At 64.0% G+C, this 13,451-nt stretch carries 12 protein-coding genes; 1 reads left to right on the forward strand and 11 read right to left on the reverse strand.

The features are described 5' to 3' along the window. Positions 1–25 precede the first annotated feature (25 nt). The 5 genes from C1A35_RS11755 to ruvC form a co-directional block, all read right to left on the reverse strand. Positions 26–385, reverse strand: a complete 360-nt coding sequence (locus C1A35_RS11755) for a cupin domain-containing protein (RefSeq protein WP_104664503.1) — start codon at positions 383–385, stop codon at positions 26–28. An 11-nt stretch (positions 386–396) separates the two neighbouring features. Further along, positions 397–1,299 (reverse strand): metallophosphoesterase, encoded by a 903-nt coding sequence (locus C1A35_RS11760; protein WP_104664504.1) that lies wholly within the window; start codon positions 1,297–1,299, stop codon positions 397–399. Next, positions 1,300–2,340 carry a Holliday junction branch migration DNA helicase RuvB gene (gene ruvB, locus C1A35_RS11765; protein WP_104664713.1) on the reverse strand — a complete coding sequence of 347 codons (1,041 nt, stop codon included), beginning with the start codon at positions 2,338–2,340 and terminating at the stop codon, positions 1,300–1,302. A gap of 94 nt (positions 2,341–2,434) precedes the next feature. Further along, the gene (gene ruvA / locus C1A35_RS11770; protein WP_104664505.1) at positions 2,435–3,052 is read right to left on the reverse strand and encodes a Holliday junction branch migration protein RuvA; all 618 of its coding nucleotides are present in this window, start codon (positions 3,050–3,052) and stop codon (positions 2,435–2,437) included. Between the two features lie 118 nt (positions 3,053–3,170). Next, positions 3,171–3,683, reverse strand: a complete 513-nt coding sequence (ruvC, locus tag C1A35_RS11775) for a crossover junction endodeoxyribonuclease RuvC (protein ID WP_104664506.1) — start codon at positions 3,681–3,683, stop codon at positions 3,171–3,173. A 170-nt stretch (positions 3,684–3,853) separates the two neighbouring features. On the opposite strand from ruvC, the gene C1A35_RS11780 reads away from it, so the two are divergent. Next, positions 3,854–4,855 carry an LLM class flavin-dependent oxidoreductase gene (locus C1A35_RS11780; protein ID WP_104664714.1) on the forward strand — a complete coding sequence of 334 codons (1,002 nt, stop codon included), beginning with the start codon at positions 3,854–3,856 and terminating at the stop codon, positions 4,853–4,855. Between the two features lie 7 nt (positions 4,856–4,862). On the opposite strand, the gene C1A35_RS11785 is transcribed toward C1A35_RS11780, so the two are convergent. The 6 genes from C1A35_RS11785 to C1A35_RS11810 form a co-directional block, all read right to left on the reverse strand. Next, positions 4,863–5,492, reverse strand: coding sequence for an HAD-IA family hydrolase (locus tag C1A35_RS11785; protein WP_104664507.1), 630 nt, complete (start codon positions 5,490–5,492; stop codon positions 4,863–4,865). A 70-nt stretch (positions 5,493–5,562) separates the two neighbouring features. Next, positions 5,563–6,309 (reverse strand): YebC/PmpR family DNA-binding transcriptional regulator, encoded by a 747-nt coding sequence (locus C1A35_RS11790; RefSeq protein ID WP_104664508.1) that lies wholly within the window; start codon positions 6,307–6,309, stop codon positions 5,563–5,565. Positions 6,310–6,528: 219 nt separating this feature from the next. Beyond that, a complete protein-coding gene (locus tag C1A35_RS11795) occupies positions 6,529–7,365 on the reverse strand; it encodes an MBL fold metallo-hydrolase (RefSeq protein WP_104664509.1) in 837 nt (278 codons plus the stop codon). A gap of 279 nt (positions 7,366–7,644) precedes the next feature. After that, on the reverse strand, positions 7,645–10,821 hold the full coding sequence (locus C1A35_RS11800) for an efflux RND transporter permease subunit (protein ID WP_104664510.1): 3,177 nt from the start codon (positions 10,819–10,821) through the stop codon (positions 7,645–7,647). Beyond that, positions 10,818–11,990 carry an efflux RND transporter periplasmic adaptor subunit gene (locus C1A35_RS11805; RefSeq protein ID WP_104664511.1) on the reverse strand — a complete coding sequence of 391 codons (1,173 nt, stop codon included), beginning with the start codon at positions 11,988–11,990 and terminating at the stop codon, positions 10,818–10,820. Before C1A35_RS11805 ends, C1A35_RS11800 begins: the two co-directional genes overlap by 4 nt. Before the next feature lie 481 nt (positions 11,991–12,471). Beyond that, the gene (locus C1A35_RS11810; protein ID WP_104664512.1) at positions 12,472–13,296 is read right to left on the reverse strand and encodes a TIGR00282 family metallophosphoesterase; all 825 of its coding nucleotides are present in this window, start codon (positions 13,294–13,296) and stop codon (positions 12,472–12,474) included. Positions 13,297–13,451 lie beyond the last annotated feature (155 nt).

Raw genomic sequence — 13,451 nt, forward strand, 5'->3', positions numbered from 1 at the left:
AAGCCGTGCCGGAAAGCCGTGCGCTTCATCCAAGATGATCGATGGCATCCATCACGAGCAAGGTGACCCGCCCCCGGCAGCGCGCCCGATGCTCGGTGTTGGGGTGCACGGCAATCATGTCCCCGGATTGAAGGGTGTACCTCGTGACAACGCCTTCCGAACCACCGTCACGAACATCGATTTCAAGTTCGCCGGAGAGGACGACGAAGAACTCGTCGCTTCCGCGGTGGATATGCCATTTGGCCTCGGCATCCTGCATGATCCTGTAACGAACTTTGTTGCCGTTGAATTCCAGGAGATCATGGCTTTGCCAGCGCCCCTCCATCGGCTGATCGAGCCGAACCGTGCTCGCACGCGTTACCAGTGCCTCTTTGTCGTCGCGCACTTTTTCTCCCTCTAGCCGAGATCGATGACGACGATTTCCGGCGGCACGCCGAAGCGAACCGGTGCCAACGAGCAGCCGAGGCCGCCTGACACGATCAGATTGCAGTCGTTCTCCACCATATGGCCATAGGCGAAGCGGTCGCCGAAGCGCGACGGCACGACGGGCGCATAGCCGAGAAACCGCACCTGCCCGCCATGGGTATGGCCCGACAGTGTCAGGGCCACACGCGGGGGAACGCGCGGAAAGACATCCGGTTCGTGCGCCAGGAGGATGACGGGATCGCCATCGCTGACCTGCGCAAGCGTGCCGTCGAGATCGTCGAGACCGCCCATGTGCCTGCGCTTCCATTTCTTGCCCGGCAACAGCGCCAGCTGATCTTCCAGGCCGGCAATCCAGAAACCCTGCCCATCCTTCTCGAACCGGGCGGCACGGTTGCTGTAGACGTTGATGCCGACATCCTGCAGCGCCTTGTGCCCGAAAGTCGGCCCGCCGCCGTTCTTCTGTGCGGTCCGGTCTTCCCACCAATCGTGATTGCCCATGACGGCGTGTACTCCGAACGGGGCGGTCAGCGTCGCGAGCGCCTTCGACCATTCGCTGGAATGCACGTAGCGGGTGACGAGGTTCATCCCGGCCGCATAGTCGCCGAGCAGCAGCGTGATGTCGCCGCCGAGACTGTTCGCCTGCCGGCAGATCGAGGCGATGCGGCTCGCCGGCATCCAGGGTTCGCAAGCATGGATATCGGTGAGCACGACGGCGCGCAGCTTCAGCCCCGGCGTCCAATTGGGCGGCGTCAGCCTGTAACGGGTGACATTCAGCCGGGCCAGGGGCTCGACGGCAAAGGCGTAGCCGCCGAGCGCCGCCATGCTGGCGATGCCGCCGCCGATCATCTTCAGCAATCCGCGGCGGCTGATCATCTAGTCGTCCTCGAGCGTCAGGCGGAACTGGGCCGCCTCGACCTCCTTGGGTGGGTTGAGGCCGATATGTTTCCAGGCATTGGCGGTCAGAATACGGCCGCGCGGCGTGCGCTGGATGAAACCCTGCTGGATGAGATAGGGCTCGATGATGTCTTCGATCGCATCGCGCGGCTCGGAAAGCCCCGCGGCGATGGTTTCGATGCCGACGGGACCGCCGGCGAAATTCTGCGCGATCATGAAGAGATAGCGCCGGTCGAGCTGGTCGAGCCCCATATTGTCGACGAGCAGCCGCGTCAGGGCCTCGTCGGCAATTTCCTTGGTCACCGCTTCGGCGCGCGCCACCTCGGCGAAATCGCGCACGCGGCGCAACAGCCGGCCGGCGATGCGCGGCGTGCCGCGGGCGCGGCGGGCGATTTCGCGCGCGCCGTCGTCGGTCATGCCGAGGCCCATCAGCCGGGCGCCGCGACGCACGATCGATTCCAGTTCCTCGACCGTATAGAAATTGAGCCGCACCGGAATGCCGAAACGGTCGCGAAGCGGCGTCGTCAAAAGGCCGAGGCGGGTGGTTGCCGCCACCAGCGTGAACTTCGACAGGTCGATCTTCACCGACCGCGCTGCCGGGCCCTCGCCGATGATCAGGTCGAGCTGGAAATCCTCCATCGCCGGATAGAGGATTTCTTCGACCGCCGGATTGAGCCGGTGGATTTCGTCGATGAAGAGCACGTCGCGCTCTTCGAGATTGGTGAGCAGGGCCGCAAGGTCGCCGGCCTTGGCGATGACGGGGCCGGAGGTCGAGCGGAAGTTGACGCCGAGCTCCTTCGCCATGATCTGCGCCAGCGTCGTCTTGCCGAGGCCGGGGGGGCCGACGAAGAGCACGTGGTCCAGCGCCTCGCCGCGGTTCTTGGCCGCCTCGATGAAGATCTTGAGGTTCGCGCGTGCTTCCGCCTGGCCGGTAAACTCGTCCAGCGACTGCGGGCGCATGGTCGCGTCGAGGTCTTCGCCGCGCTTTTCCGGAGTTATCAGGCGTGCCGCATCAGTCATGCATTCGTTCCAATCGGTGGCCATTGTCGTGCAGGCTCATGCCCTGCGCCCGGCCTGTTCCGTTCTGCCTTGCGCGCTCCCGCAAGGCAAGCGCTCATCGCGCCAGTTCTTTCAGCCCCAGACGAATGAGCTTGGCGCTGTCGCCCCCCTCGCCGCCGTTCTTCAAGGCGGCCGCAACGGCGTTCGCCGCCTGATCGCGCGAGTAGCCGAGGTTGGTGAGCGCCGAAACCGCGTCGGAGACCGGCGCGGACGCAACGCCTTCGCCGAGCTCCTGCTTCAGACCGATCGATGATGCCATCTCCCCGGCGAAGGACGGGGCCTTGTTCTTGAGCTCGGTGACGATGCGCACCGCCACTTTCGGCCCGACACCGGGAGCGCGCGAGACCGAGGTCTTGTCCTGCAGCGCGATGGCATTGGCCAGCTCGCCCGGCGTAAGTGTCGAGAGCACGGCGAGTGCCACCTTCGAACCGACCCCCTGCACGCTCTGCAGCAGGCGGAACCACTCCCGCTCCAATGCCGTCAGGAAGCCGAAGAGCTTCAACTGGTCCTCGCGCACATAGGTCTCGATGAAGAGTATCGCCGCCTCGCCGGCCGAACCGAGCTTGGACAATGTCCGCGCCGAACAAAACGCGACATAGCCGACGCCATGCACGTCGAGCACGACATGATCTTCGCCGATCTCGTCGATGGTACCCTTCAATTTGCCGATCATGTGGCGTCTCTCGCGGTGGACTGGGATGGTCGCCCGGACCATCGGGAAATCTTCTCTACAGCGCCGCGCGTCCGTGAAGATGCGCTAAGGTCGCTGTAACACTCTAGGACGGCCGCAGCTACGCCATCAATGCCGCAAGCCGGCTCGTCACCGATTGCCGGTTATGGGCGTGACAGATGGCGATCGCCAACGCGTCCGCGGCATCGTTGCCCTTGAACTCTGCCTTCGGCATCAGAACCTTCAGCATCATGTGGATCTGCTGCTTCTCGCCATGGCCGACGCCGATCACCGCCTTCTTGACCGCGTTCGGCGCATATTCGGCAACCCTCAGGCCGGCGCGCGCCGGCACCAGCATGGCGATGCCGCGCGCCTGGCCGAGCTTCAGCGTCGCAGTCGCGTCCTTGTTGACGAAGGTCTGCTCGACCGCCGCCTCGAGCGGCTGATAGCTGTGCACCACTTCGGCAAGGCCGTCATGCAGCTGGCAAAGCCTGGAGGCGAGGTCCATGTCGCCATCGGACGTCACGGTGCCCGAGGCGACGAAACGCAGCGAATTGCCGAGCGTCTCGATGATACCCCAGCCGGTACGGCGGAGCCCCGGATCGATGCCGATGATGCGAATCGTGGTCTGCATGAATTTCACCCTATGATGTCAGCCCGGACGCTGCCAGCAAAAAGTGAACAAAACAAAAACATACGCACAGTCGAGACGCGGCCTCGGGTTTTCTTCGGCGCCGCCCTTGGATTGAGGAAAATTGAGCTTACATAGCCTTGAATCAATTTCTCTCAATGAAGGCCCGTGTCATGGCGACTTTCTCCGTCCTCGATCTTTCCCCGATCACTGAAGGCGGCAGCGTCGCCCAATCGCTGGAGAATTCGCGCCGATTGGCCCAGGCGGCCGAAGAGAACGGCTACAACAGGTTCTGGCTTGCTGAACATCACGGCATGAAGGGTATCGCGAGTGCCGCGACCTCGATCGTGATCTCGCACGTGGCGGCCGCCACCAAGACCATCCGCGTCGGCTCCGGTGGCATCATGCTGCCGAACCACTCGCCGCTTGTCATCGCCGAGCAGTTCGGCACGCTCGCGGCTCTCTATCCCGGTCGTATCGACCTTGGCCTTGGCCGCGCACCCGGAACGGACATGCGCACGGCCCAGGCGCTCCGGCGCAACATGGAAGCGAGCGGCAACAGTTTTCCGAACGATGTCGTCGAGCTCCAGGCGCTGCTCGGGCCGGTGGCCGAGGACCAGAAGATCATCGCCGTGCCGGGCGCCGATACCAACGTGCCGATCTGGCTGTTGGGCTCCAGCCACTTCAGCGCCCATCTCGCCGGCATGCTCGGCCTGCCCTTCGCGTTTGCCTCGCACTTCGCGCCGGACATGCTGCTGTCGGCGCTCGAAATCTACCGCGAGCGCTTCACCCCGTCCGCAACGCTCGACAGGCCGCAGGTCATGGTCGGCGTCATGGGTGTCGCCGCCGACACGGACGAGGAGGCGAACCATCTTTTCACCTCGATGCAGCAGTCCTTCGTGGCGCTGCGGCGCAATGCGCGCGGACAGTTCCCGCCCCCGGTTCAGTCCATGGACGGGCTCTGGAGCTACGACGAAAAGATCTTTGTCGACCATGCGATGATGTATGCGGTGGTCGGCGGGCCGGAGACGATCCGTCGCAAGATCGCAACCTTCCTCGACCAGACGAAGGCCGACGAGCTGATCATCTCCATGCCGATCTTCGACATGGAGGCACGCCTGCATTCGCTCCGCCTTTTCGCAGACGCGCGAAAGGACCTCGCAAAGGCGGCCTGAAGAGCTTTCAGGCCACCCCGAAAGCGGGCGCAATCTCATCCATTTGCGAAAAGAACCGGTCCGGCCCGAGCCCTTTGAGGAAGACCGGGTCGGCGTACCCCCATGCGACCGCGCCGGCCGCCACGCCGGCCTTGCGCGCCGCCTCGATATCACGCGCTTCGTCGCCGATCGCCAGGATGCGTGACGCATCGAAACCGGAGTGGCGGATGGCCGTCCTGAAATGCTGCGCCTTGCCGAAGAGCGCGGCGCCGCACTCGAAAAGGTCCACCATCGCCGCCGTCTCGCCGAGTGCGGCTCGAATGCTCTCTTCCGCATTCGAGCTGACGATCGCAATCCCGACACCGGCAGCCTTCAGCCGCGCGAGCAGCTCGGCGGCTCCGGGAAACAACCGGACGGACGCAGCCTCCGTCGCCATGGCACGACGCATGAAGGCCGCGATCTGCGGCAACTTCCACATGGGCACGCCGAGCTGCGCAATGATTTCGCGGCTGCCCATGGTTCTCAACGACTGGAACTCGTCGACCGACAGTTCGCGGAAGCCATAGCGCCGAGCGGCCGCGTTGCACGCCGCCATGAAGCTCGCCGCTGTGTCGGCAAGCGTGCCGTCGAAATCAAAGATCGCGAAGTCGTAGGTCATGGGCCATCCAAAGAAAAACCCGTGCCCTTTCGGACACGGGTGCATTTCCCCGAAGCGACAAGTCGCCCGATCAGGCCGACAGCTTCGCCAGGATCTCGTCCGATACTTCGAAGTTCGAATAGACGTTCTGGACGTCGTCATCGTCTTCGAGAATGTCGATGAGTTTCATCAGCGACTGCGCCTTTTCCTCGTCGACCGGCACGGTGTTCTGGGCCTTCCAGATCGCCTTGACGGTTTCGGCTTCGCCGAGCGTGTCCTCGAGCGCCTTGGAAACTTCGCCGATCGCTTCGAAACCGCAGATGATGGAATGACCGTCCTCATCGGTGGTCACGTCGTCGGCGCCGGCCTCGATCGCCGCTTCCATCACCTTGTCGGCATCACCGACCGAAAGCTTGTAGGTGATTTCGCCGACGCGGTCGAAGGAGAAGGAAACCGAGCCGGTTTCGCCGAGTGCGCCGCCCGCCTTGGTAAAGGTCGAGCGCACGTTGGAGGCGGTGCGGTTGCGGTTGTCGGTCAGCGCCTCGACGATGACGGCGACGCCGCCCGGGCCGTAGCCCTCGTAGCGGACTTCCTCGTAGTTCTCCGCGTCGCCGCCGGAAGCCTTCTTGATCGCCCGTTCGATGTTGTCCTTCGGCATCGACTGTGCCTTGGCGTTCTGGATCGCCAGGCGCAGGCGCGCATTCATCGCCGGGTCAGGCATACCGGACTTGGCGGCAACCGTGATTTCGCGCGCGAGCTTGGAAAACATTTTCGAGCGCACCGCATCCTGACGGCCCTTGCGGTGCATGATGTTCTTGAACTGTGAATGGCCAGCCATGGCACCCTCTGCATGCATGATTTTATTGGAATGGGGCGCCTTATAGTTTTATTGCCGCTTTCCGTCCAGCCGGGCGGCGGTTTTTCAGTCGGCCGAGACCTGCGCGCGGCCGAGGACGAGGCTGTGACCGTCGCTGCGGCGGCAGGAAAGGCCGCTGCGTCCCGACGGGCACGAGAACGGCCAGAACGACCAGCTCCCGTCAGTCGGGCACCACGCCGGTCAAACGCCCTTCAGAATATAAATCAGCGGTTTGCTCGGCAACGAACGCAAGGATACCTTGATGCTCGCGCTGTCGGCGAAGCGCTTGTCGTAGTCGTCGCCGAACATGTCGAGGAAGACGTCGATCGGCGGGCCGCGGCGGTGCATCGGCAGGATCAGCGACGAGCGCAGCCGGCTGACGACACGGCTCATGCTTTCTGCTCCCATGGTCAGCCCGCCGTCGACAGGCACCATCAGCACGTCCAGCCGGCCGATCTGGCTGTAGTGACTGTCATCGAGCTCGTGGTGCAGGTGGCCGAGATGGCCGATGCACAGATCCGCCACTTCGAAGATGAAGATCGAGTTGCCGTCGTGCTCCATCGCCCCACCGCCGGCGCGGATGTCGGTGGTGACGTTGCGGATGTAGGTGTCGCCGACGACCAGATCGTGCCGCGCGGGTCGGCCGTCGTCGCTCCAGCCATGCAGCACGTTCCCGATCGCCGGATCCGGCGTCAGCGTGTAGTGGCTCGAATGAGCCTTGTTCATCGTCACCACCGTCGGCGGGGCGGAGGGCGCGTACCAGCCACTAAAATCGGTCGCGATCGAGACCCCGCCGGGCGTCTCGATCAGAAAGGTGGAATGGCCAAGATAGCTGATGGACACCTCTCCGGTCGCCGTTTGCCCGGCCTTGTTCACCGCGGGCGTGAAACTGGCAAAGGTCGCCTGGGGAAGCGTCTCGGCGATCGCCTGGCATTGGCTGACAGGACGCGGCTGTTGCTGCGCATGCGCGACCGACGGCCAGAACGCATGGATGAGCCATATGGCGGCGAACGTGTAGACGAAGTACCGGAGCATCAGCCTTCACCTCTCTCACTTGCCGCCTGATCTCGGGCCTTAGGGACACGGGGCAGGCAGGTGTTGAACAGCGAATGGAAGCCTTTGCCTTCGCTCGACCGAACGGTGGCGTCACGGGGCCGGGAGAGAATTGTTCAAGGACCTGGCCGCGTCCAGTTACAAACGGCAGACCGTGCTCACGTTTGCGTCACCGGCCCAGGGACAGCTTGAAACGGCAGCGGTTCAAAGACAAATGCCCCGGCATCGCTGCCGGGGCATTGTCACTTGGCCCTCGTGCTCGCCCTATTCGGCGGGATGCGGCGCCGGCTCGCTCACCGCCGCCTTGCGTCGCCGGAACGACCGGAGCGCGACGTAGAAGACCGGCGTCAGGAACAGGCCGAGGAAGGTCACCCCGAGCATGCCCGAGAACACGGCGGTGCCGAGCGACTGGCGCATTTCCGCACCCGGGCCGGTCGCGATCATCAGCGGCACGACGCCGAGGATGAAGGCGAAGGCCGTCATCAGGATCGGGCGAAGGCGCAATTGGCTCGCCTCCACCGCCGCCTCGATCGGCGTCTTGCCCTCGTCCTCGCCCTGCCGCGCGAACTCGACGATCAGGATGGCGTTCTTGGCCGCAAGGCCGATGAGAACGATGAGCCCGATCTGGGTCAGCACGTTGTTGTCGAGGCCGCGGATGGACACACCGACGAGAGCCGATAGCACCCCGAGCGGTACGATCAGGATGATCGCCAGCGGCAGCACCCAGCTTTCATACTGGGCCGACAGCGCCAGGAACACGAAGATGACCGACAGCGCGAAGATGAAGACCGCGGTGTTGCCGGTCTGGCGTTCCTGGAAGGCGAGCTCCGTCCACTCGAAGGTCGTGCCCTGCGGCAGGATCTGGGCGGCGAGCGCCTCCATCTTGTCGAGTGCCGTACCGGTCGAGACGCCGACGGCAGGATTGCCCTGGATCGGCACCGATACGTACATGTTGTAGCGCTGCACGAGCGTCGGGCCGGCCGTATCCTGGATCTCGACAAGGGTTCCCATCGGCACCAGCGCACCGGTTGCCGAGCGAACCTTCAGCGCCAGGATGTTGTCACGCTCGACGCGGTACTGCTGGTCGGCCTGCGCCCGCACCTGGTAGACGCGGCCGAAGGCGTTGAAGTCGTTGACATAGGACGTGCCGAGGTTGATCGACAGCGCCTCGAAGATGTTGGGGATCGGCACGTTGAGCGTGCGCGCCTTGTCGCGGTCGATCGCCAGGAAGTATTGCGGGCTCGACGCCGAGAAGGTGGTGAAGACGCCGGTCAGCCCCTCCGTCTGGTTGGCCGCCCCCATCATCTGATAGGCGAGCCCGAGAGCACGACGCATGTCGGCGCTCTGCCGGTCCATGATCTGCATCTTGAAGCCGCCCGAGTTGCCGATGCCGCGCACCGACGGCGGCGGCACGGCGATGATGAAGGCCTCCTGGATGCTCTGCAGGCTGCCATAGAGCTGGCCGATGATCTGGTTGGCCCCCTGCCCGTGCTTCAGCCGCTCTTCGAAGCTCTCGAAGGACGCAAAGACCACGCCCGAATTGGACGCGTTGGTAAAGGTCGCGCCGTTGAAGCCGGCGAAGGCAACAGCACTCTTTACGCCGGGGACGTCCTCGATGATCTTCGAGGCGCGCTTGACCACGGCGTCCGTACGCTCGAGCGAGGCACCGTCGGGAAGCTGGATGACGACGATCGCATAGCCCTGGTCCATGGTCGGTACGAAACCGCGCGGCACGATCTGCGCCATGTACCAGGTGGCGCCGAGCAGCCCGACGAAGACGATGATTGCCGCGGCAAGCGCCGTCTTCGTCGACACCAGTTTGCGCACGATGAAGGCATAACCCTCGGCCATGCGGTCGAAACCGTTGTTGAAGCCGTTTGCCAGCGACTTGCCGAAGCGGGTCAACGGGTTGCGGCTTTCATGATGACCGTTCTCGTGCGGCTTCAACAGGATCGCCGCAAGCGCCGGCGACAGCGTCAGCGAGTTGAAGGCCGAAATGACGGTCGCGACCGAAATCGTCACGGCGAACTGCAGATAGAACTGGCCGGCGATGCCGGGGATGAAGGCCGTCGGCACGAAGACGGCGGTCAACACCAGCGAGATCGCGATGACCGCGGCTCCTACCTCGTCCATGGTCACGTGCGAGGCTTCGCGCGGGGTCATCCCTCGCGCCAGGTTTCGCTCGACGTTCTCCACCACCACGATCGCATCGTCGACGACGATACCGATCGCCAGCACCAGGCCGAACAGCGTCAGCATGTTGAGCGAGAAGCCGAAGGCGTAGAGGAAGGCGAAGGTGCCGACGAGCGACACGGGGATGGCGACGATCGGGATGATCGCCGTGCGCCAGGACTGCAGGAAGACGAGAACGACGATGGCGACGAGGATCGCCGCTTCGGCGATCGTCTTGTAGACCTCGTTGATGGATTCCGAGATGAACTCGGTCGGGTTGTAGACGATGCGGTATTCGAGCCCTTCGGGGAAATCCCGCGAAACGTCGGTCATCACCTTCTGGATCTGCTCGGCCGCGTCGAGCGCATTGGTGCCGGGCCGCGAGAAGATGCCGAGCGCCACCGCCGGGCTGCCGTCGAGATAGCTGTTGTTGACGTATTCGCGGGCGCCGAGTTCGACGCGTGCGACATCCTGCAGCTGCACGAGGCGGCCGCTCTCCGTCGCCTTGACGATGACGTAGCGGAACTGCCGCGCATCGCTGAAGCGACCGTCGGTGGTGACGGTATACTGGAACGCGCTGTCGCCGGGGGCCGGCGGACCGCCGATCGAGCCGCCGGAGACCTGCACGTTCTGCTCGCGCAGCGCCTGCACCACGTCGCCCGCCGTCATGCCGTAGGCCGACAGCTTCTCCGGATCGAGCCAGACGCGCAGCGCATATTCGCGCTCGCCGAAGAGGATGACGTCGCCGACGCCATCGAGCCGGACCAGCAGGTCGCGGATGCGCGTGCGCGCATAGTTGGAGACGTAAAGCTGGTCATAGCGTTCGGTCGGCGAGAGCAGATGCACGACCATCATCAGGTCGGGCGAGCTCTTGGCCGTGGTGATGCCGATGCGCCGGACTTCTTCCGGCAGCCGCGGCTCGGCGATCGACACCCGGTTCTGCACCAGCACCTGCGCCTGGTCGAGGTCGGTGCCGAGCTTGAAGGTGATCGTCAGCGCCATCGAGCCGTCGGCGGTCGAATAGGAGGACATGTAGAGCATGTTCTCGACGCCATTGATCTCCTGCTCGAGCGGGGTGGCAACGGTGTTGGCGACGGTATTGGCGTCCGCACCCGGATAGGCGGCGCGAACGACGATGGTCGGCGGCGCGATTTCCGGGTACTGCGCCACCGGAAGCTGGAAATAGGCGATGCTGCCGACGATGAGCAGCACGATCGAAAGCACCGATGCGAAGATCGGTCGGTCGACGAAAAAGTGCGCGAACCTCATTGCGCCGCTCCCGTGGCTGGCGCCGCCCCCGCGGCAGGCCCCTCGGGCGGCAACTGGATCGTCTCGGGCTTGACCTTCGTGCCGGGACGCGCCCGCATCAGGCCATTGACGACAATGGTTTCCTCACCCGTCATGCCCGAGCGGATGACGCGGTAGCCATGCAGCCTCGGGCCAAGGCGAACCGGCTTGGTCACCACGGTACCATCGGCCGTCACCTCGTAGACGATGCGTTCGTTCTGGTCGGCGCCGATCGCCTCGTCGGGAATGAGAACGGCCTTGTAGGTGTTCGAGCCCTCGATCTGAACGCGGCCGAAAAGGCCGGGCTGCAGCACGAGGTTCGGATTTTCGAGACGGGCGCGCACGCGCATGGTTCCGCTCTGCGGGTCCACGCGGTTTTCGGCGAAGTCGAGCTTGCCCTTGAACGGTTCTTCATTGGTGTCGGCAATGGTGACCATCACCTCCAGCGCCCCGCCGCCTTCCTGCAACGCGCTGCCGCGCTCGCGTGCAACCCGGGCATAGGAGAGCAACCGCCGTTCGTCGACGTCGAAGTAGAAATCGATCGGGTCGAGCGACACGATCGTCGTCAGCACCGTCTGGTCAGCCTGGACCAGATTGCCCGTCGACAGCAGGCGCCGGTCGACGCGGCCGCTGAGCGGCGCCATGATTGTCGTGTAGTCGAGGTCGAGCTTGGCGCGCTCGACAGCCGCTTCAGCCCCTCGCACCAACGCCTGGGCTGACAAAAGCTCGCGGCGATGGTCGTCGAGCGTCGAGATCGAAAGCGTGCCGGTGCCGGTCAGCGACTGCGTGCGCTTGAACTGGGCGTCGGCGAACTCCAGCGTCGAGCGCGCGGATTCCAGCGTCGACTCGGCCTGGGACAGAGCCGTGCGATAGGGACGCTGGTCGATGACGAAGAGCTTGTCGCCCTTCTTCACCAGCGCGCCGTCGGTGAAATTGATCTCGTCGAGATAGCCGCCGATGCGGGCACGAACCTGCACCTCGTCGACCGGCTCGAAGCGGCCGATGAACTCGTCGCTGTCGATGACGTCCCGCACGACCGGTTTGGCGACGGTCACAACCGGCAACTGCGCGTCCTGCGCCTGGGCACCGATTGCGGAAAGAAGGGAAAGAGAAGCGCCGACGATCATCGGCAAATGCCACTGAGACAACATGCATGCCCTCCGAATGCACTTTGGATCACGAGAGCCGGCCAATCGGCCACATCTGCGCAATCGCCTTGAATATTTCAGAGCGGGGCCTGTGCGCAAAACAGCCGCATTACCCGTCCCGCTCCGCACAAATCCTCGGATCGGCAGCGATCCAAGGGGCAAAGTCACACAAGCAATCAAATGGTACAGCGCCTTGCGCCCTTCGGCCCGCGAACGCTGTCAGGTCAAAATCGCCGGCTGCGGGCAATGGTCCGTGACGCGGCGACAACAGTACATGCCCGCAATCCAGGACTGCGGACATCACTCATTCTGCTAAAACCCACGATTAATCACGCCCCGGCCCGGCGTGATTTCGCGATAACCTGCCATCATTTGATGGGGTTGTCACCTTGAAAAAAATCAATTCCGATAAGGCGATACGGGAGCGCCAAAGGTGCGCGCCCCGTAGCGGTGCGCGGCGCTTAGAATGCCGCCTGCCCTGGTCTTATGACCAGAAATCGGGGATCGTTTCCGCCAATCTCGGACCGAGGCGCAACGGCGCGATCTTTTCGGCAAGCCCGGTCCGATCGGAAATCTCGACACCGAGGCCGCAGATGGTGGCCGGCCCCGAGGCGGCTTCGAAACGGCCCTTCGGCATCTTCGAGATGAAGCGATTGAGCGGCTCTTCCTTGTCCATGCCGAGCGAAGAATCGTAGTCGCCGCACATGCCGGCATCGCTCATATAGGCCGTGCCGCCGTTGAGGATCTGGTGGTCGGCGGTCGGCACATGGGTGTGCGTTCCGACGACGAGGCTGGCGCGACCGTCGACGAAATGGCCGAAGCACTGCTTCTCGCTGGTCGCCTCCGCATGGAAGTCGAACACGATCGCGTCCGCCTGCTCGCCGAGCGGGCAAGCATCGAGGATCGCCTCGGCGGTCTTGAAGGGATCATCGAGCTCCGGATGCATGAAGACCCGGCCCATGACATTGGCGACCAGCACGCGCGCGCCATTGCGGGCAAAGAACAGATTGGAGCCGCGACCGGGCGTGCCGGCCGGATAGTTGGCCGGGCGGAGGAACTGGTCGTGCCGCTCGCAGAAGACCACCGCTTCCTTCTGGTCCCAGACATGGTTGCCCGTGGTCACCACGTCGGCGCCGGCGTTGATCGTCTCGAGGAAGATGTCTTCGGTGATGCCGAAGCCGCCGGCGGCATTCTCGCCGTTGACGATGACGAAATCGAGCTTGAGGTCGCCGATCAGCCCTGGAAGCCGCTCCCAGACCGCCGTGCGGCCCGTCTTGCCCACCATATCGCCCAGAAACAGAAGCCTCATGCCCGTTCAATCCCACCAGAGCAGATCCGGTGGAAGCGCGTCAGTGATGTTGGCGTCCGGAGCTGCGTAAAACAAAGAGATTGAGCGTCTACACGATCGCGGCGCCGCTGGAAACGTTTTAGATCGGCTTCAAGGAAAACGAGGGGACGACGACC

This window comes from Ensifer adhaerens (assembly GCF_002940685.1).
Lineage (GTDB): Bacteria > Pseudomonadota > Alphaproteobacteria > Rhizobiales > Rhizobiaceae > Ensifer > Ensifer adhaerens_E.